The organism is Winogradskyella schleiferi (genome assembly GCF_013394655.1).
GTDB classification, from domain to species: domain Bacteria; phylum Bacteroidota; class Bacteroidia; order Flavobacteriales; family Flavobacteriaceae; genus Winogradskyella; species Winogradskyella schleiferi.
Genome location: NZ_CP053351.1, coordinates 4,527,908 through 4,545,972, shown reverse-complemented (window position 1 = coordinate 4,545,972; position 18,065 = coordinate 4,527,908). Strand labels below are relative to the sequence as shown.

Annotated in this window: 15 protein-coding genes; 6 read left to right on the top strand and 9 right to left on the bottom strand. The window is 35.8% G+C overall.

What is annotated here, in order from left to right; translation table 11 throughout:
- The first annotated feature begins 14 nt into the window (after window positions 1-14).
- Window positions 15-1,475: a DUF5689 domain-containing protein gene (locus tag HM990_RS19740; RefSeq protein WP_178991747.1), complete on the top strand. Its 1,461-nt coding sequence runs from the start codon at window positions 15-17 to the stop codon at window positions 1,473-1,475.
- A gap of 71 nt (window positions 1,476-1,546) precedes the next feature.
- Window positions 1,547-1,909, top strand: a complete 363-nt coding sequence (locus tag HM990_RS19735) for a hypothetical protein (RefSeq protein ID WP_178991745.1) — start codon at window positions 1,547-1,549, stop codon at window positions 1,907-1,909.
- 109 nt (window positions 1,910-2,018) lie between these two features.
- Here the strand turns inward: HM990_RS19735 and HM990_RS19730 are convergent, their stop codons facing one another.
- Window positions 2,019-2,534 (bottom strand): cation transporter, encoded by a 516-nt coding sequence (locus tag HM990_RS19730; protein ID WP_178991743.1) that lies wholly within the window; start codon window positions 2,532-2,534, stop codon window positions 2,019-2,021.
- Between the two features lie 96 nt (window positions 2,535-2,630).
- On the opposite strand from HM990_RS19730, the gene HM990_RS19725 reads away from it, so the two are divergent.
- Window positions 2,631-3,506, top strand: coding sequence for a DMT family transporter (locus HM990_RS19725; RefSeq protein ID WP_178991741.1), 876 nt, complete (start codon window positions 2,631-2,633; stop codon window positions 3,504-3,506).
- Between the two features lie 132 nt (window positions 3,507-3,638).
- On the opposite strand, the gene HM990_RS19720 is transcribed toward HM990_RS19725, so the two are convergent.
- Window positions 3,639-5,735: an insulinase family protein gene (locus tag HM990_RS19720; protein WP_229719326.1), complete on the bottom strand. Its 2,097-nt coding sequence runs from the start codon at window positions 5,733-5,735 to the stop codon at window positions 3,639-3,641.
- Between the two features lies 1 nt (window position 5,736).
- A complete protein-coding gene (locus tag HM990_RS19715; RefSeq protein WP_178991739.1) occupies window positions 5,737-7,056 on the bottom strand; it encodes a M16 family metallopeptidase in 1,320 nt (439 codons plus the stop codon).
- Between the two features lie 298 nt (window positions 7,057-7,354).
- Here HM990_RS19715 and rplU point away from each other — a divergent pair, with 298 nt between their 5' ends.
- The 3 genes from rplU to HM990_RS19700 all read left to right on the top strand — a co-directional run bounded on the left by rplU (window position 7,355) and on the right by HM990_RS19700 (window position 8,808).
- Entirely contained in the window at window positions 7,355-8,056 is a 702-nt protein-coding gene (gene rplU / locus HM990_RS19710) for a 50S ribosomal protein L21 (RefSeq protein ID WP_178991737.1), read from the top strand.
- Between the two features lie 65 nt (window positions 8,057-8,121).
- Window positions 8,122-8,382, top strand: a complete 261-nt coding sequence (gene rpmA, locus HM990_RS19705; protein WP_013869859.1) for a 50S ribosomal protein L27 — start codon at window positions 8,122-8,124, stop codon at window positions 8,380-8,382.
- An 87-nt stretch (window positions 8,383-8,469) separates the two neighbouring features.
- Window positions 8,470-8,808: a GldM family protein gene (locus HM990_RS19700; RefSeq protein WP_178991735.1), complete on the top strand. Its 339-nt coding sequence runs from the start codon at window positions 8,470-8,472 to the stop codon at window positions 8,806-8,808.
- A 3-nt stretch (window positions 8,809-8,811) separates the two neighbouring features.
- Here the strand turns inward: HM990_RS19700 and HM990_RS19695 are convergent, their stop codons facing one another.
- The 6 genes from HM990_RS19695 to HM990_RS19670 all read right to left on the bottom strand — a co-directional run bounded on the left by HM990_RS19695 (window position 8,812) and on the right by HM990_RS19670 (window position 17,944).
- The gene (locus tag HM990_RS19695) at window positions 8,812-10,584 is read right to left on the bottom strand and encodes a MutS-related protein (protein ID WP_178991733.1); all 1,773 of its coding nucleotides are present in this window, start codon (window positions 10,582-10,584) and stop codon (window positions 8,812-8,814) included.
- 88 nt (window positions 10,585-10,672) lie between these two features.
- A complete protein-coding gene (locus tag HM990_RS19690) occupies window positions 10,673-11,419 on the bottom strand; it encodes a succinate dehydrogenase/fumarate reductase iron-sulfur subunit (RefSeq protein WP_178991731.1) in 747 nt (248 codons plus the stop codon).
- Window positions 11,420-11,427: 8 nt separating this feature from the next.
- The gene (locus HM990_RS19685; protein WP_178991729.1) at window positions 11,428-13,425 is read right to left on the bottom strand and encodes a fumarate reductase/succinate dehydrogenase flavoprotein subunit; all 1,998 of its coding nucleotides are present in this window, start codon (window positions 13,423-13,425) and stop codon (window positions 11,428-11,430) included.
- Window positions 13,426-13,440: 15 nt separating this feature from the next.
- On the bottom strand, window positions 13,441-14,127 hold the full coding sequence (locus HM990_RS19680) for a succinate dehydrogenase cytochrome b subunit (RefSeq protein ID WP_178991727.1): 687 nt from the start codon (window positions 14,125-14,127) through the stop codon (window positions 13,441-13,443).
- A 92-nt stretch (window positions 14,128-14,219) separates the two neighbouring features.
- Window positions 14,220-15,092, bottom strand: a complete 873-nt coding sequence (locus HM990_RS19675; protein WP_178991725.1) for a hypothetical protein — start codon at window positions 15,090-15,092, stop codon at window positions 14,220-14,222.
- 8 nt (window positions 15,093-15,100) lie between these two features.
- A complete protein-coding gene (locus HM990_RS19670; protein ID WP_178991723.1) occupies window positions 15,101-17,944 on the bottom strand; it encodes a VPS10 domain-containing protein in 2,844 nt (947 codons plus the stop codon).
- Window positions 17,945-18,065: the final 121 nt, after the last annotated feature.

The window sequence follows — 18,065 nt, the reverse complement described above, 5'->3', positions numbered from 1 at the left end:
ATAAATTTAATAAAATGAAAACTTTAAAAATTAATAAAATCATACTCTTACTTTTAGGGTTTGTAGTATTTAACGGTTGCGTACAAGACGATGATTTTAGTACACCAAACCTCTCATTTGAAGAACCAAATATTCCAGAAAATCAAATAAGAACTATAGGTTCTTTGGCAGGTGATTTAGCCCAAGAGCAAAGTGCAAATGATGATATATTTGAGCCACAACCCTTAGATTACTCAAATGAATCTGATACAGTTGCTTATGTGTTTAGTGATACTGATTTTTATGTAACAGGATATGTAGTATCATCTGATGAAGGTGGTAATTATTTTGAGGAATTAATTATTCAAGACAAACCAGAAAACCCAACCGTCGGTATTAAAGTGTTAATAGATGTCAATCCATTATTTACCAAATATGAAGTAGGCAGAAAAATATATGTAAAGATTAGTGGGTTAGCCGTGGGTATCAGTAATGGCGTTTTGGTTCTAGGATCTCAAGCTGGAAGTGGCGTAGATAAGATACCTTCACAATTTGAAAATGAATTTATTGAAAGGTCCACTGAAGTTGCAACTATTATACCGCTTCCATTTAATATTTCTGATTTGAATGAAGATGCTCGTGATAAGACAAATTTGATGATTGGATTAACGAATGTCCAATTTAACAGAAATGAAGTTTTTGATGTTGTCAATAACTTTGACACTTATGCCTCATCTGCTCAAGATCAATTTGATGGCGAGCGAACACTTGAGAGTTGTGAATCAGGTGATGATGTTATATTTAGTACGAGTACATTTGCTGATTTTAAAGGTTTGGCCTTACCTAAAGGAAGAGGTACTGTGAATGCTGTTTTGTCTAGAACTTTTGAAGGCGATAATTATATTGTAGCTATAAATACACCTGAAGATATAGAATTTGGTCCTGAAGAGGAACGTTGCGATCCAGATTTCTTCGATTGTACAGGTCCTTCTGGTGGAGGTGCTGCATTTTTCTCCGAGAATTTTGAAGGTTTTGCAGGTTATGCTGCAGAAGGTTGGACTAATGTTAATGTAAGTGGTGGAAGCACAACATGGATTACAGGTAGTTTTAGTGGTTCTACTTACGCTCAAATCTCTGGTTTTAATAGTGGTGATGACGAAATAAATGTGTGGTTAGTGACTCCTCCTGTAGATATGGATTCAACAGAAGGTGAAGAATTATCTTTTGATATACAATCTAACTTTGATAATGGTACTATATTAACTGTTTTAGTATCTACTGATTTTACAGGAGACCCTACAACGGCAACTTGGTCCATATTAGATGCTTCAATTCCTTCTGGACCTAGTGGAGGATTTGGTAGTTTTGAAGGTGTAGGTCCAATAAACGTTTCTTGTATTGATGGCACTGTGCACTATGCCTTCTTTTACGAAGGATCTGATCCTAGCGCAACAACAAGATATCACGTTGATAACATAGAAATTACAGGTAACTAAGATTATCTAATTATATAATCAAAAGCCACATTATTTTTAAATATGTGGCTTTTTTTTGATATTAAAAATTTATGCTAGATCGTTATTATATTTCTGTTTTTAACCATTATAAAAAAGCTTTTGGTAGGCGTAGTTTAACCATTGCTCTTTTTTATATCAACTTTTTAGAGCTGTCATTTACTTTTGTATTAGCTGCATTTTTTATGGCATTCGCTAAGCAGATGAAAATTCAAGTCATGTCATCCACAAAATTTTGGGTGTTGCTAACTTTAATTGCACTCTTTATAATTGCAAAAAACTGGATGCGCTATAATGGAAAGAAAAGAACTATTCTTAACGCCAAACTAAAGACTAAGCAGACTTCAGTCTTATTATTATGGCTTCTCCCTTTAGGTTGCTTTGCTCTGGCGTTTATACTTCTTCAGGTTCAATAAGCTTAACTCCTTTTTTACATATAAAACAAAAGTCGAGGTGAGAACAATAAAAAAACGCTAACTTTACAGCTAGCGTTTCATCTTTAATAATTTTTCAAGTATAATAGGTTTACTCTGTTTTTTCCTCTTTACTGCAACATGCCTTCTCGCAATCGGCTTTACAAGCTTTCTTTTCAGCTTCAGTTTTGTTTGCACAACATGCTTTATCGCAATCAGCTTTGCAGGCTTTCTTTTCAGCACCGAAATCATCAACCTTGTGCATATCCTTCACTTTATATATGTCGGCAACGTTACTTACTACCTCTTCTAAAGATTTAGGAGTTACTTTAGCTTCATCATATTCAACCATTGCTAAACGTTTGTCAAAATCAACTTTTGCCGATTTTACACCTTCCATTTTAGCCATTTTCTTTTCGATCGTTTTGGCACAACCCATGGCACAAGTCATTCCATCTATACCAAATTCAACTTTCGCGTAGGTGGCATTTGGGTCTAAAGTTTGAGCAACATCTTTTTTAGAAACTTCTACATCTACGGTTTTAACTTCTGGCGTCGTTTCATTTTTACAAGAAGTAAAAGCTAATGCCATAATTGCAACAATACTTAATGTCTTTAAGGTCTTCATAAATTCAAACTATTATATTTTGGATAAATCTAATAAATATTAGTGCTTCTTGCGAAAGAATTAACGAATTTTGTGATTGATTTACATTGATTTTGTATGAAAAACCCTAATGTTAAGTGGATTTATCTTTTAATTCTCTCCGTAATTTGGGGAAGTTCATTTATTTTAATCAAAAAATCCCTTTTAGGACTTACGCCTTATCAACTTGGTGCTTTAAGAACTATTATTACTGGGATTCTGCTTTTAGCTTTTGGCTTTAATAAACTTAAGGCCATTCCAAAATCAAAATGGAAATGGCTCTTCATTTCTGGGCTCTTAGGCTCTTTTATACCTGCTTTCTTTTTTGCCATTGCAGAAACTGAAATAGATAGTGCTGTGGCTTCTATATTGAATTCTTTAGTGCCACTCAATACCATTCTATTGGGTTTTGCCATTTTTAGAATTACCTCAACCAAGCGCCAAGTTATAGGTGTTATTATTGGGTTCATTGGTACCGCTATTTTAATCCTAAAAGGTTCTGAATTAAACCCAAGTCAAAATTATCTATATGCTGGATTCGTCATTGCTTCTACGTTTATGTATGCTGCTAATGTAAACATCATTAAGCGTTATTTACAAGATGTAAAACCATTAGCTATTGCAGCTGGTAATTATGTGTTTATTGTTGTTCCTGCTCTAATTGTGCTCTTGTTTAGTGATTTTTTTACGGCCGAAACATTTAACAATCCTGCTTTACCAAAAGCACTTATGTATGTGAGTATTCTAGCCATTTTTGGTACAGCTATAGCAAAAGTTATATTTTTTAAGTTGGTGCAAATTTCAACACCTGTTTTTGCCTCTTCAGTAACTTATATTATGCCTATTGTTGCACTAGGTTGGGGAATTTTAGATGACGAAACCTTTAGTTTTATTCAAGGTTTTGCAGCCTTATTAGTTTTGGTTGGTGTTTATTTATCCCATAAACGTAAATAAAAGATCCCGTTCCGAAAACAGGATTAGTTCAACTAATAATTTTAAAAATAATCTGCGTTTATTTTCAAAATAATTTTCACAAAAAAACCGAAGCTTTCACTTCGGTTTAGTTTTATCTATTTTTAGATGTGACTAGTTAAAATCTGCATCTGAAACTCCTTCGTTAATCTTAACTTCAGTAGTTTCAAAAGATAACACTTGAGGTCCTGTTGCAATTTTCATGGTGTTAGGAAACATAATACCATCTTTCTCTTTGTAATTTGAGTAATCTATAACCGTAGTTACAGTTTGACCTTGCATTTCGGCAGATTCTTCCTTTCTAACTAAATAGCCATTTTCTACATCATAATAGCGATAAGAAGTATCTTCACCTTTCGTCACTTTTACCTTATATACATCCTTTCCATCAATAGTCATTAAGCTTTCCAATTCTAAATTAGACGCATCCATATATAATTCCGGAAATAAACCCTTCTCAGCTTTTTTTGCAGCCAGTTCTTTGCCTTCCATAGGAATTTTTTGGCCTTGCTGCTCAGTAAATCCGCTCTCACCATTAAAACTTTGCTTCATTAAAGTCCCCATGCCTTCAGCAATTATTTCAATATTAGATTTGTTGGGAGCCATTTGTTTTACGGTAGCTTTAGGCTTAAATGGAGCACCTTGAATGGTTACTTCAGAGTTAACCAAAATGGTATTGACCTTATTTAAATTTTCTTGGCCTCCAACCGCTGTTATATAATTGTCAACAACTGCTTTTGCAGTTAAACCTTCTGGTAATGGCTTAGAGAAAACCGGCTTTTCAGTTTGGTTGGCAAACTTGTCAAAGTACATAATTGGAATTCCTGTTTTTTCGAGGTTCTCTAACACCTCTGCTCCGTTTCCAACAACTATAATTCTTAAGTTATCCGATTTAAAATATGTGTTCGCCACACGTTGAATATCCTCTACAGTTACATCATTGATTTTTTGTAAATACGTTGTATAAAAATCTTCTGGTAAATCGTTCAATTCAATATTTAACGCATAGTTGGCAATAGTTTGTGGACTTTCTAAAGCCATCACAAAATTCCCAACATATTTTGCCTTGGCATCTTTTAAAAGCTGAGGGTCAACTGGTTCTGTTCTAATTCTATTGATTTCTTTTAAAGCTTCAACAACAGCACTATCAGTTACGGCATTTCTCACTTTTGCAGTCGCATTGAAACGAGATGCACCGTATCTATCATTACCTAAGCTAGAATAGGCTCCATAAGTGTAACCTTTATCTTCTCTAAGGTTTTTAAAAAGGTAACCTTCACCTCCACCGCCTAAGATATTATTGGTAATTAAAGCCGCATGATAATCTTCATCACCCATCTTTAAATCTACATTATTTGTAATAGAAAGGTTAGATTGTGTAGCGTCTGGCACATCCACAAAATTAATTTGTGTGTATTGTACATTAGGACTTGGTTTTGGTACTGTAGAATTTACACCAACAGACTTTGTCCATTCACCAAAATGTGTTTTCACTTGTTTCTTAACGTCTTTAAAATCTACATCACCAACAACTACCAAATAGGCGTTGTTTGGATTAAAGTATTTTTCGTAAAACGCAAGTGCATCCCCAAATGACACGTTATTAATCGTTTCTTCGGTTATAAACTCTCCATATGGATGATTTTTACCATAAGATAGTGCTGAACCAACTCTTCCTGCTATAGCATCAGCACTTTTGGCTTCGGCTTTTAAACCCTCGATAAGTTTCGTTTTCTCTTTTTCAAACTCTTCTTCAGTTAATAACGGATTAATAGCTGCACCAGCTAATAATTCTAAAATTCTTTCAGAATATTTGGTTAAAGAACTTGCAAAACCTCCGCTAAAACCAAAATTTAAATTAGCGCCTAAAAAATCCACTTCTTCATTAAATTCATCTTTAGAAATCGTAGTGGTTCCGTTACCCAACATACTACCTAATAAACTTTCTACCCCAGCTTTTTTACCTGTAGAAATAGGTTGATTATCTATTCTCAATGAATACGAAACTCTTGGTAACTTATGGTTTTCTACCACTAATACTTTTAAGCCATTTTTTAATTCGAATTCTTGTGGTTTGTCAATTGAGATTTCTGGTTCTGGGCCAGCAACAGGCATTTTGGATCTATCTATCTGTGCGTTTGCACTAATAACCATTATAAATAATGTGAAAAACGTTACTATTTTGGTGTTCATATTTAATACTGTTTTCATTTTATTGTTCCTCTGTTTTTGGTAGATATTCTATTTCTACACGTTGATTAGGGCTTAAATATTTTTTAGCCACATCCTGAATTTCTTCTCTTGTAATAGATCTGTAGGTCTCTAACTGATTGTTAATGATGTTTACATCACCATATAGCAAGTAGTATGTTGCCAAAGAACCTGCAATTCCTGCTACACTAGAATTAGAGCTCACGAAATCATTTTCAAACTGATTTAAAAGTTTTTGATAATCGCGCTCACTAATTAATTCATTTTGCATTTTAGCAATTTCTTCATCCATCTCTGCTAATAAGGTGTCTAAACTTACATCACCTAATGGCAAAGCAAATAAGGCAAAAATATTATAATCTACTTGACCTAAATTAACAGCTTGTACTGTTAACGCTTGTTTTTGTTCGTCAATTAATTTCTTGTACAGCACAGAACTTTTTCCACCACTTAAATAAGTGGAAATCATATCCAATACATAAGCTTCTCTAGTCGATTGACCAGGTAAACGATAGGCTGCTATAATTGCAGGTATTTGAATATTCTTATCGTAGGCCACTACTTTTTTCGTTTCCGTGATTGGTGACTCTTTTGGAAAGTTGCGCACGACCTCTGGTCCTTTTTCAACAGCACTGAAATAATCTTTTACCAATTTTTTTGTCTTGTCATAATCAATATCACCTGCCACGACTAATACCGCATTATTCGGTACATAATATTTATCAAAATAGGCATTGAATTCTTCTAAAGTCGCCGCATCTAAATGCTCCATAAGACCAATATTCTGATCTTTGTAAGGATGCACATTAAATAAGCTTTCGCCAATAGTTTTTAGCAGCCCTCCATAAGGTCTGTTATCATAACTTTGACGTTTTTCTTCTTTAACCACTTCGTTCTGCGTATCTACACCAACTTGGTCAATAACTGGATGCAGCATACGTTCAGATTCTAACCACAATCCTAGTTCTAATTTGTTAGAAGGAAATATTTCATAATAATACGTTCTATCCTGAGATGTGTTTGCATTAAAAGTACCTCCATTTGCCGGTATGATTTTCATGAATTCGCCTCGACCAATATTTTCTGAGCCTTCAAATAACAGGTGCTCAAAAAAGTGTGCAAACCCTGTACGTTCCCTATCGCCATCTTTCCCTCCAACGTCATACATCACAGATGTAATTACAACTGGTGCCGTGTTGTCTTGGTGCATAATAACATGCAAGCCATTTTCTAAATCAAATTCCTCAAATTCAACCTTTTGTGCTATTGCCTGATGACCAATAAACAACAAAGAAGCCAAAGCCAGTAAATAGTTTTTCATTGTAGTTTTTTTAAGTTTCAAATTGTTTTATATGTTAGTCTGTACTCAATGAAAATTGTTACAGAACCCCACAAAAATAAGCAATGAATTGTCTTTTTAACATAATTATATGTGAAAACTCTATTTTAGTATGACCCTATTTTTGCCTTTCTTTGTTCAACTGTTTTATAATTAAGGTCAAAACAGGTCTAAAACACTTAAAACGTTTGCCAATTAAGAATTTAGGATTATATTTGCACCCGCTTTCTTAGAGGAAGGCATTATTATTTAATAATCAAATTAATAAAAACGTTACGCTATGTACGCAATTGTAGAGATAGCAGGGCAGCAATTTAAAGTTGCAAAAGACCAAAAAGTTTTTGTTAACCGTTTATCTACCGAAGAAGGTAAAAACGTTTCTTTCGATAACGTTCTTTTAATAGGAGATGGTGACAAAACAACTTTAGGCGCCCCAGCTATAGACGGAGCACAAGTAAGTGCAAAAGTCTTAAAGCACCTTAAAGGTGATAAAGTAATAGTTTTCAAAAAGAAAAGACGTAAAGGTTACCGTGTAAAAAATGGACACAGACAATCTTTAACTGAAATCGTAATCGAAAGTATTGTTGCTTCAGGAGCAAAGAAAGCTGCTCCGAAAAAGGAAACTAAAAAAGCTGAACCAAAAGTAGAAGCGAAAGCTGATGCAAAGCCAGAAGCTAAAAAAGAAGCGCCTAAAGCAAAACCAGTTGCTAAAAAAGCAACAGGAAAAGCTGACGATTTAAAGAAAATTGAAGGTGCTGGACCAAAAGCTGCTGAAGCATTGGTAAACGCTGGATACGAAACTTTTGAGAAAGTGGCTAACGCAAAAGCAGAAGAATTAAGCAATGTGCTTTCTGAAGCTAGCTCTAGATTAGCACACATCGTTACCGATACTTGGCCAAAACAAGCTAAATTAGCTGCAGATGGTAAGTGGGACGAATTAAAAGAATTACAAGAAAGATTAGACGGTGGAATTGAAAAGTAATTTTCAATTGCATTAAATTATAAACTAGTTCCTGACCTTACGTTAGGATAAAAAACCTTAAGATCATGGCTCATAAAAAAGGAGTTGGTAGTTCGAAGAATGGTAGAGAATCAGAATCGAAACGTTTAGGCGTTAAGATTTTTGGTGGACAAGCTGCTATTGCTGGAAACATTATCATAAGACAACGTGGTAACACGCACCATCCAGGTGAAAACGTTTACCAAGGAAAAGACCATACTTTACACGCTAAAGTTGATGGTTTAGTGAAATTTACTAAGAAAAAAGACAACAAGTCTTACGTTTCTATTGAGCCTTTTGAGGCTTAGGAAATTATTTTCTTAAAATTTATAAGAACCCTTTCTGGAAACAGAGAGGGTTTTTTTGTATTTTAGACTTTAGCAAAATATGTTATTATGAAATATCTATTATTACTAACTCTAGTTTTGTCTTCATTGAATGTGAAAGCTCAAAATGAATTCAAGAAAACAAGTTGTGATATAAATATGTCTATAAAAGACATTTTAAAAGAAGGATTTCAAAAAGACTGCAAAAACCTCAAGGACAAAATTATTGTTAGTTTTAAAGTTAAAGTTCCAAAACAAAAAACAGTATTTGTAAAAGGAAATTTACTTAACGACAAAGCAACGGATTATATTTCTAATGCAAAAGTTGGTGACAAAATAACGATATTTAACATTAAGGTGAAAAATAATATACCTGTTCATCCCATAACTATTACAATCAAAGAATAAACCTTACACAATCTCCATCTTCTTCAACAAAAAGCTAGCGTTCATATTTTGGCAGACGCCTTGTTTTAATTTGTAATCGAAAAAGAGTTCATCGTTTATGATTTCTGCGTCAAAATAATAGTTTTTTACTGCTCCTAATTCGGTTTCTATTTCTGTTAAGCTTAAATCGTGCGTAGCAATAATTCCTGTGGCATTTTGTTTCACTAACTTTTCTACGAATTTTCTGGAGCCAATGGCTTTATCGGTACTGTTAGTCCCTTTTAAAATTTCATCGAGGATTACGAAATAGTTTTTGTCGCTTTCAATGGTATCCACCACAAATTTTAATCGTGTCAATTCACTAAAGAAATAGGAGCTGTCGTCGGTTAACGAATCTGTGGTTCGCATGCTTGTAATTAACTTAATGGGCTTATACTTGCTCTCTTTTGCACACACAGGCAATCCAACATTGGCCATAACAATATGAAGTGCAACCGTTCTTAAAAAGGTGCTTTTCCCAGCCATGTTTGCGCCTGTCACAATAAAGAATTGTTCTTCTTCCAGCTTTAAATCACTATCTATTCGTTTTTCAGGATGTAATAAGGGATGTCCTAAACCTTTAGCCAAAATTGTAACTGGTTCATCTGTTAGAGTTGGATATGTAAAGCTTTGGTGGTTAAAGCCATAGTTTCCAAAACTATTAAACGCATCAAAGAAGGTTACGACCTCAAACCAATCGGCCACTTTATCGGCATTTTTAGAAATCCATTTTTCAACAGCATAGCTGTATCGTATATCAAGAAGCAGGTAGCCATTACCTAGAACCAATGAAATGAGATTATTTCTATTATCCAAAGCATCGAGTGCTTTTGAAAATTTTGAAAATATTTCAGATGCTTTTTGGTCTTCAGATTGAATCAATTGTTGCTTGGACTTTAATAATTCAGAATGAAACGTTGTCGTTTCAATAACCTCTAAAAGTAATGCATATTGCTTAAACGTATCTTTTGCGCTTCCTGTATGCTGTGCGAGAACATCAATTTTTTTCCAATATATGCCTGTAATACCGAGTCCCAACAATAACCAATATCCAATCATGGAAATCGGAATAATTTCCATAATTCCTAATCCAAGAATCACTAAAGATGCTATACTAAACGCAATAGTTAAAATATACTGTGCTTTTCCTAAAAAAGGTTTGTAATTTTTTAACCATGTAGTAATTGAAGCTGCGGAATGTTCTATTTCAACACCTTGTGCCACTGCGGTATAGTTTTGTCGCCATTCGGGCATTGCAGCCAATTCCTGTATCGCTTGTTGTCGCTCTTTAATATTTGTAATATCATTCGAAAGCAATTTTTCGGTTAACTTTTCGGTACCTTCTTTTATTGCTGTTCTATTGATAAATTGAAAGAAAGATCCTTTTCCAAATAAATCGATATCCAAACTAAAAAAATGCTTTGGGTTTTGGAATTCTGAGCCATCTGGTCGTTCATGAAAATTCCCTTTTGCTATGTTTAATTCGTTTTCGTTAATAGCAATCAGTCGTTTGTGTAGGTTTCTTTTCGACTTTAAGTCTGTATATCGCGATAATAGAAAAAGGAAAATGGCCATACCAACGACACCAATACCTGCCGCAATTTGCCAGTTTTTATAGGTAAAATAAATGCCTATTCCTGTAAGTATAAAAACGGAAAGTCTAAGTACGCTGAAAAGACTCAGTTGTTTGAATATACGCTTAGATTCCTTTTGATTTACCTCTAATTGTTCTTTATAAAAAGTATTTGGGTTTTGCATGATGCTGAATTAAAAAATCCCAAGATAATACTTTACCTTGGGATTCTATTATTTTTTGTCCTTCCCTAAAGGAAGGGTTGGGATGGGTCTATCCTTTTAATGTCGCAGCTAAATATTCACGATTCATACGCGCAATATTCTCCAGAGAAATACCTTTAGGGCATTCCACTTCGCAAGCTCCAGTATTTGTACAGTTACCAAAACCTTCTTCATCCATTTGCTTTACCATATTTAAAACACGATCGGTAGCTTCCACTTGACCTTGTGGTAATAATGCAAACTGAGACACCTTAGCTGATACAAACAACATTGCCGAAGAGTTTTTACAACTTGCTACACAAGCACCACAACCAATACATGTTGCTGCATCAAAAGACTTATCTGCATTTTCCTTTTCAATCGGAATTGAATTTGCATCTTGTGTGTTTCCTGAAGTATTTACAGAAATAAAACCTCCTGCATGTTGAATACGGTCAAAGGAACTTCTATCTACGATTAAATCTTTAATAACTGGAAATGCGGTTGCTCTCCATGGTTCTATGTAGATTGTATCACCATCTTTGAAACTTCTCATGTGCAGTTGGCACACAGTAACCATGGTATCTGGTCCATGCGCTCTCCCATTTACAAACATTGAACATGATCCACAAATTCCTTCTCGGCAATCATGATCAAAAGCAACTGGTTCCTCGCCTTTATCAATAAGCTCCTGATTTAAAACATCAAGCATTTCTAGAAATGACATATCTGGCGATACATCGCTCATTGGATAATCGACTATCTTTCCTTTATCATTGGCATCTTTTTGACGCCATATTTTTAATGTTAAATTCATAGCTTTTTTTATTTGTAACTTCTCTCTTTCACTTCAATATTTTCGTATACTAAATCTTCTTTATGAAGCACAGCATCTTTAGGTTCTCCTTTATATTCCCAAGCCGAAACAAACTGAAACTCTTTGCGACGCATGGCTTCACCTTCTGGGGTTTGATATTCTTCTCTAAAATGTCCTCCTGCTGATTCCTCTCTTACTAAAGCATCTTTAGCGAATAGCTCTCCTAACTCCAAGAAATCCGCAACACGACCAGCTTTGGCCAATTCTTCATTATATTCGTCTGCCCTTCCTGGAATTTTAACACCTTTCCAAAATTCCGCTCTTAATTCTGCAATTTCAGTAATAGCTTCCTTAAGATCTTTAGCGTTTCTAGCCATTCCGCATTTATTCCACATAATTTTTCCTAAACGCTTATGGAAATGGTCAACAGAATGTGTGCCGTTATTATTAATTAACTTGTCGAGTGTTTCAGTCACACTTTTTTCAGCATCATCAAATTCCTTTGTTTCTGTAGGGATTGGACCTGTTCTAATATCATGGGCTAAATAATCACCTATTGTATAAGGCAATACGAAATAACCATCAGCAAGTCCTTGCATTAATGCAGAAGCACCTAATCGGTTAGCTCCATGATCTGAGAAATTAGCTTCTCCAATACAGTATAAACCAGGCACCGTTGTCATTAAATTATAATCGACCCAAATACCTCCCATTGTGTAATGAACCGCTGGATAAATCATCATTGGTGTTTCGTACGGATTCTGATCTACAATTTTCTCGTACATCTGAAATAAGTTTCCGTATTTATTTTTTACGATTTCCTGACCTAATTTTTTAACTAGCGCCTCATCATTTTCGTCTAATCCTTTAACGTGAGCTTGTTCTTTTCCATAACGCATAAAGGCTGAGGCGAAATCCAAATACACTGCTTCACCGGTTTTATTCACTCCGTAACCAGCATCGCAACGTTCTTTTGCAGCTCTAGAGGCTACATCTCGTGGAACCAAGTTACCAAACGCAGGATAACGACGCTCTAAGTAATAATCTCTATCTTCTTCAGCTAAATCTGTTGGTTTTAAACTGCCATCACGAATAGCTTCAACATCTTTTTTATGTTTTGGTACCCAAATACGTCCATCATTTCTCAACGACTCAGACATTAAGGTTAATTTTGATTGATGATCTCCAGAAACTGGAATACATGTTGGGTGAATTTGCGTATAACATGGATTTGCAAAATAGGCACCACGTTTATGTGCTTTCCACGCTGCTGTTACATTACTACCCATAGCATAAGTAGAAAGGTAAAATGCATTTCCGTAGCCTCCTGTTCCCAATACAACAGCATGTGCTGAATGACGTTCAATTTCGCCTGTCACCAAATTACGTGCTATAATACCTCTAGCTTTTCCGTCAACAACGACAACGTCTAACATTTCGTGACGTGTAAACATCTTGATTTTACCACGACCAATTTGACGATTCATGGCTGAATAGGCTCCTAATAATAATTGTTGACCTGTTTGACCTTTAGCATAAAATGTACGTGATACCAAGACGCCACCAAAGGAACGATTATCTAATAAACCACCATAATCACGAGCAAAGGGCACACCCTGAGCCACACATTGGTCAATAATATTAGTGGATACCTCGGCCAAACGATGCACATTAGCTTCGCGCGAGCGGTAATCACCACCTTTTACAGTATCATAGAATAAACGGTAAGTTGAGTCACCATCACCTTGGTAATTTTTTGCTGCATTGATTCCACCTTGTGCCGCAATTGAATGGGCACGTCTTGGCGAATCTTGAAAACAAAACGCCTTTACGTTATAGCCAAGTTCGGCTAAAGTTGCGGCAGCAGAACCACCAGCCAAACCCGTACCAACAACAATAACATCAATAAGACGCTTATTAGCAGGATTAACGAGGTTAATTTCGTTTTTATGATTAGTCCACTTATCTTCAAGTGGTCCTTTTGGTATTTTAGAATCTAAAGCCATATTAGATGTGTATTATTAGTGATTAAAATGATGGAATAATGCAATAAATATGAATCCTATTGGAATTACAATTGCATAGAATTTTCCGAATCCCTGTAATCCTTTTGTGTATTTATTATTTGCTCCAACCGATTGGAATGCAGAGTCAAAACCATGTAGTAAGTGAAGTGACAGGAATACAAAGCCAAGGCAATAAAGGGCTACACGCCATATAGGTTCAAATTTATGAACGAGTTCCTCATAAAACCGAAAGCCACTATTTACATTATCGGGATCGATCAATCCAGTCATATCGCCTTTGAAATATTTGATATTAATTTCGGGCGCCCAAAAATCAATCATGTGAATGATTAGGAATATAAGAATAAATCCTCCACTCCAAATCATGTTTCTACTCATCCAAGTAGAATTGTCTGATGGATTATTTTTAGAATAGCTAATTTTTCTGGCCTTGTTATTTCTGATTTCTAATACGAATCCCATGACAAAATGAAATATCACCCCAAAAATTAAAATGGGTTGAATCACAAATTGAATAACCCAAAAAGTTCCCATAAAGTGGGATACTTCATTAAAAGTATCTGGACTTACTACAGAAAGAAAGTTGATTGCAAAATGTTGTAATACAAAAATCATTAGGAAGAGTGCCGAAAGTGCCATGGCAAACTTTCTTCCAATCGAAGAATTTAGAATTCCGCTCATTGTTAATCTAATTTATTTTAGTCTCGCAAAGATACAGCGCAATTGGCGTAATCCCAACTGACAATTGTCATAAAGATTTATTTAGAATGAATTTAATTAGAAACACTAGGAATCAATCCTCTTAATCCCATATCAACCACTTGTTCACCAGCAGAAGGTTCGTATTGCCCATCTGCATTCACTTCCGTCCATTCAAAACTATCATTAACTGAAAACGAAAGCGTTACAGTCACATCTTCAGTTTCATTTCCTGTAATAGTAAATGGGTTGGAAAATTCACCAGTAACAATACAAGACCCTTGAGGTACTGGCGAAGTTGCAAACAACGGGTTGGGAACAGTTGTTGCGCCTGGAGGTGCTTGCCCTTGAGTGGTGAAACCCAAAGCTTCAAAAGCCCAAAACCCTTGCAGAACATCATCGTTTACTGCAATTGCACTTCCGTTTAAATCAAATGTGGTGATGTAATTGTTATAACCAACAAAGCTTGCTAAAGTTCCGGTAATTTCAGAACCGTTATTTAAGAGCTGAATATCGCCTTCCTGATAGGCCAAAGATACTCTAACCCATTCGTAAGAACCTGAAGCAACTTCACTCAAAGGCATACTTAAAAACACCTCATCATCACCAGCAAAAATAGCCTGTTGAAAATCAATGGCCATGGCGCCACCTGCATCGGTTTCCTCTCCTACAAAAACCACCTCGCCTTGTCCCAATTGGGTCGTGGCAGTAGGTGCAAACTCAATATAATTGGCACTCATTTTTTGAATGGTTGGCGTTTGTGCTGCATTCCCATCTGGAATTGTAGCGGGTTGGCCTAAATTGTTTAAGCGTTGTTGGTTGGCATCAAAGTTTAACTTTATAATAAGGTTAGCTGCTGAGGGTTGTTGCGAATCGTCATTATCGGTTCCACAAGAGAACACCATTCCAAAGATTGCTAATACTAATACTGATTTAAGATGTTTCATTTTACTAGTTATTTAATTTCAAAAGTCGTTTTGGAATTGTCTATTTGTATCGTATAAACGCCTTTTGGTAAATAATATTTCTTATTGCCTGTTTCTTTAAAATGAATACTCGCATCTTCTTTCATTAAAGCCTTCTTTCCTTTTTCATCAAGTTCTAAATTATAATCCACGTAATTAAATCCTTTCTCAACCGCTACAGACAGCTTCACTAATTCGGAGCCCTCTTGAGACTGTATTTTCAAGGTTTTATTTCTCGAAGATTTACTAAAAAATCTAATCGTGGTTTCTGGTTCAAAAGCATCAAACCAAGGACTCCAAGAACTTCCCCATTGAGCAGAATGTGTTATCGGTTGGATATCCATGAAGGTAATATCATTCGTAGTCTCATCAGCGTTTATAATTTGAAGGGCTTCAATATTAGCCTTATAAATACTTCGGCCGTGCGTTCCTAATACTAAATCTTTAGCTTCGGGTTGAATCACGATATCATGAACAGCCACATTTGGAAGTCCTTTTGAAAATATATGCCACAATTTTCCCTTATTAAAAGAGACATACGCACCATTATCAGTTCCTAAATACAATACATTTTCATTAAACGTGTCTTCCTTTATTACATTAACTGGCGACGTAGGAATGTTGGCACTAATGTCTTTCCACGTTTGTCCGTAATCGTCGCTCCTATAAACATAGACTTTAAAATCATCCCAACGATACCCATTCAAGGTTACGTAAACACGTTCTTTTTTATGTTGCGAGGCAATCACTCTACTTACCCATAAATCTTTTGGCAATGCATTCGAAATTGTGGTCCAGCTTCCTCCTGCATCTTTAGTCATACTTACTACACCATCATCGCTTCCTGTGTAAATCAATCCGAATTGAAAGGGGCTTTCGCTAATAGAAGTCAAGGTGCCATAAGCGACATTTCCTTTTTTTCCACCATTGGTTAAATCATCGCTTATGGCTTCAAAATCATCACCTTTATTCATGGAACGCATCAACTTATTCCCACCCAAATACAGAATATCCTGATTGTGTGGCGACAACAAAATAGGTGTTTGCCAGTTAAAACGGTATGGTGTTTCTCCCAAGGTATGTTTGGGTTGAATGTATTTTAGCTCGTTGGTTTCACGATTGATTCTATAGTAATTCCCAAACTGAAATCCCGTATAAACGATATTCGCATCACGACTATCAATCTGAATTTGCATACCATCGCCTCCCATTAGCTCTTCCCATGGGTATTGTCCGCTTTGGTGCCAAGATTTATCTTCCCTGGCATTGTTAGCACCAACCCAAACGCCATTATCTTGTAATCCGCCATAAACATTATATGGTTTTTCATTATCGACGTTGATGGCATAAAATTGGCCAACGGCTGGCGAATTCAGCTTTATCCAACTTTCGCCGTCGTCGTAGCTCATGTTGAGTCCACCATCATTGCCATCGATTAAATGACCTTGCTTTTTAGGATTTACCCAAAGCGCCTGATGATCGGCATGAACATTTTCACGACTGATAGAAGTAAATGTTTTGCCAGCATCTTTCGATTTTAAAATGGGCACTCCCATAATATAAATGCCATTTTTATCTTGTGGATCTACTCTAATTTCCCCAAAATAATAGCCATAACTGTAATACAAACCATCGATATAATCCTCATGTGTTTTGTCCCAAGATTTTCCTCCATCTGTACTTATATAAACCTCAGCACCAATAACAGGCGTATCAAACAACATAGCATTGGCATCTTCTAAGTAATGTGCCAAATCAATAGGTTTTACAGATCCACTACTCACCAATTGCTTTACGTTAGAGGCTCTGTATTTTTCTTGAAACCCGTTAGTTTTAAGATAATCGTTGAGTGCGTTATCTTCGAGATTCATAAAGGCATCAACGCTCATTGTTTTAAAATCGTCTTTTGTTAATCCTGAAGTTTCTCCTTTTTTAGGCTCCTTTTTTCTATGGAAATGACTATCGTGCAAAGCATAAATGGTGTTTTCATCAAAAACTGCAATTCCTATTCTACCAACACCTTCGCCTGTTGGGAAACCGCTCTTCTCAGTGGTTACCTTTTTCCATGTTTCTCCGCCATCGGTACTTTTGTAAATGGCTGAATTAGTTCCGTTTCCTGTAAAATTCCATGCTTTTCGATCTCTTGTCCAAGACGAAGCGAACATCACATTAAAATTATCTGGCGCATGTTGCACGTCAATGATGCCACTTTTATTATCCACAAATAAGGTTCTGTTCCATGTGTTTCCGCCATCTGTGGTTTTGTAAATGCCGCGTTCTTCATTAGGTGAATACAGGTGACCTGTCACTCCAACAATCACTTCTTCTGGATTTTTAGGATTGATAAGAATACGACCAATATGATGCGAGTCTGGCAAACCAACATGCTCCCAAGTTTTACCGTTATCATTGGATTTTAAAATGCCAATACCTGCATAACTGGAACGTGAGCTATTATTTTCGCCTGTCCCAACCCAAATGGTTCTGTTTTTCCAATCGACAGCAATATCGCCAACATTTTGAGTTGGAGCATTATCTAAAATCGGTGTGAATGTCGTGCCGTTATTGGTGGTATGCCATACGCCTCCAGACGCATATCCAACATAAAATTCGGATGGTGTTTCCGGGTTCACATCCACATCAACTACACGACCGCTCATAACAGTTGGCCCAATACTCTCAAAAGGTACATTTTTGACCAGTGACGTTTCGGTCATTTGTTGTTTCTGCTGCAAAGCCTGCTTATTCGTTGCTGCTGAGGTTGCAGGTTGTTGGGAAAACGCAACAACTGAACTTATAAAAAATAAGAGTGATAAAAGTTTTGATTTAAACATGTTTGCTGGATTTTTAATGCCGTTAATTTAAACATTTCAGAATAAAACCTCATAAAAGTCTCTTAATTTATAAGAGATTATTTGCTTTGGCTTTTGCTTGCGGTTTTGTTTGTTTATTTTT

What these genes read in the sequence shown, in the direction of transcription:
- HM990_RS19740 (WP_178991747.1), top strand. Translation starts at nt 15, where the DNA reads ATGAAAACTTTAAAAATTAATAAAATCATACTCTTACTTTTAGGGTTT.
- HM990_RS19735 (WP_178991745.1), top strand. Translation starts at nt 1,547, where the DNA reads ATGCTAGATCGTTATTATATTTCTGTTTTTAACCATTATAAAAAAGCT.
- HM990_RS19730 (WP_178991743.1), bottom strand. Translation starts at nt 2,534, where the DNA reads ATGAAGACCTTAAAGACATTAAGTATTGTTGCAATTATGGCATTAGCT.
- HM990_RS19725 (WP_178991741.1), top strand. Translation starts at nt 2,631, where the DNA reads ATGAAAAACCCTAATGTTAAGTGGATTTATCTTTTAATTCTCTCCGTA.
- HM990_RS19720 (WP_229719326.1), bottom strand. Translation starts at nt 5,735, where the DNA reads ATGAAAACAGTATTAAATATGAACACCAAAATAGTAACGTTTTTCACA.
- HM990_RS19715 (WP_178991739.1), bottom strand. Translation starts at nt 7,056, where the DNA reads ATGAAAAACTATTTACTGGCTTTGGCTTCTTTGTTGTTTATTGGTCAT.
- rplU (WP_178991737.1), top strand. Translation starts at nt 7,355, where the DNA reads ATGTACGCAATTGTAGAGATAGCAGGGCAGCAATTTAAAGTTGCAAAA.
- rpmA (WP_013869859.1), top strand. Translation starts at nt 8,122, where the DNA reads ATGGCTCATAAAAAAGGAGTTGGTAGTTCGAAGAATGGTAGAGAATCA.
- HM990_RS19700 (WP_178991735.1), top strand. Translation starts at nt 8,470, where the DNA reads ATGAAATATCTATTATTACTAACTCTAGTTTTGTCTTCATTGAATGTG.
- HM990_RS19695 (WP_178991733.1), bottom strand. Translation starts at nt 10,584, where the DNA reads ATGCAAAACCCAAATACTTTTTATAAAGAACAATTAGAGGTAAATCAA.
- HM990_RS19690 (WP_178991731.1), bottom strand. Translation starts at nt 11,419, where the DNA reads ATGAATTTAACATTAAAAATATGGCGTCAAAAAGATGCCAATGATAAA.
- HM990_RS19685 (WP_178991729.1), bottom strand. Translation starts at nt 13,425, where the DNA reads ATGGCTTTAGATTCTAAAATACCAAAAGGACCACTTGAAGATAAGTGG.
- HM990_RS19680 (WP_178991727.1), bottom strand. Translation starts at nt 14,127, where the DNA reads ATGAGCGGAATTCTAAATTCTTCGATTGGAAGAAAGTTTGCCATGGCA.
- HM990_RS19675 (WP_178991725.1), bottom strand. Translation starts at nt 15,092, where the DNA reads ATGAAACATCTTAAATCAGTATTAGTATTAGCAATCTTTGGAATGGTG.
- HM990_RS19670 (WP_178991723.1), bottom strand. Translation starts at nt 17,944, where the DNA reads ATGTTTAAATCAAAACTTTTATCACTCTTATTTTTTATAAGTTCAGTT.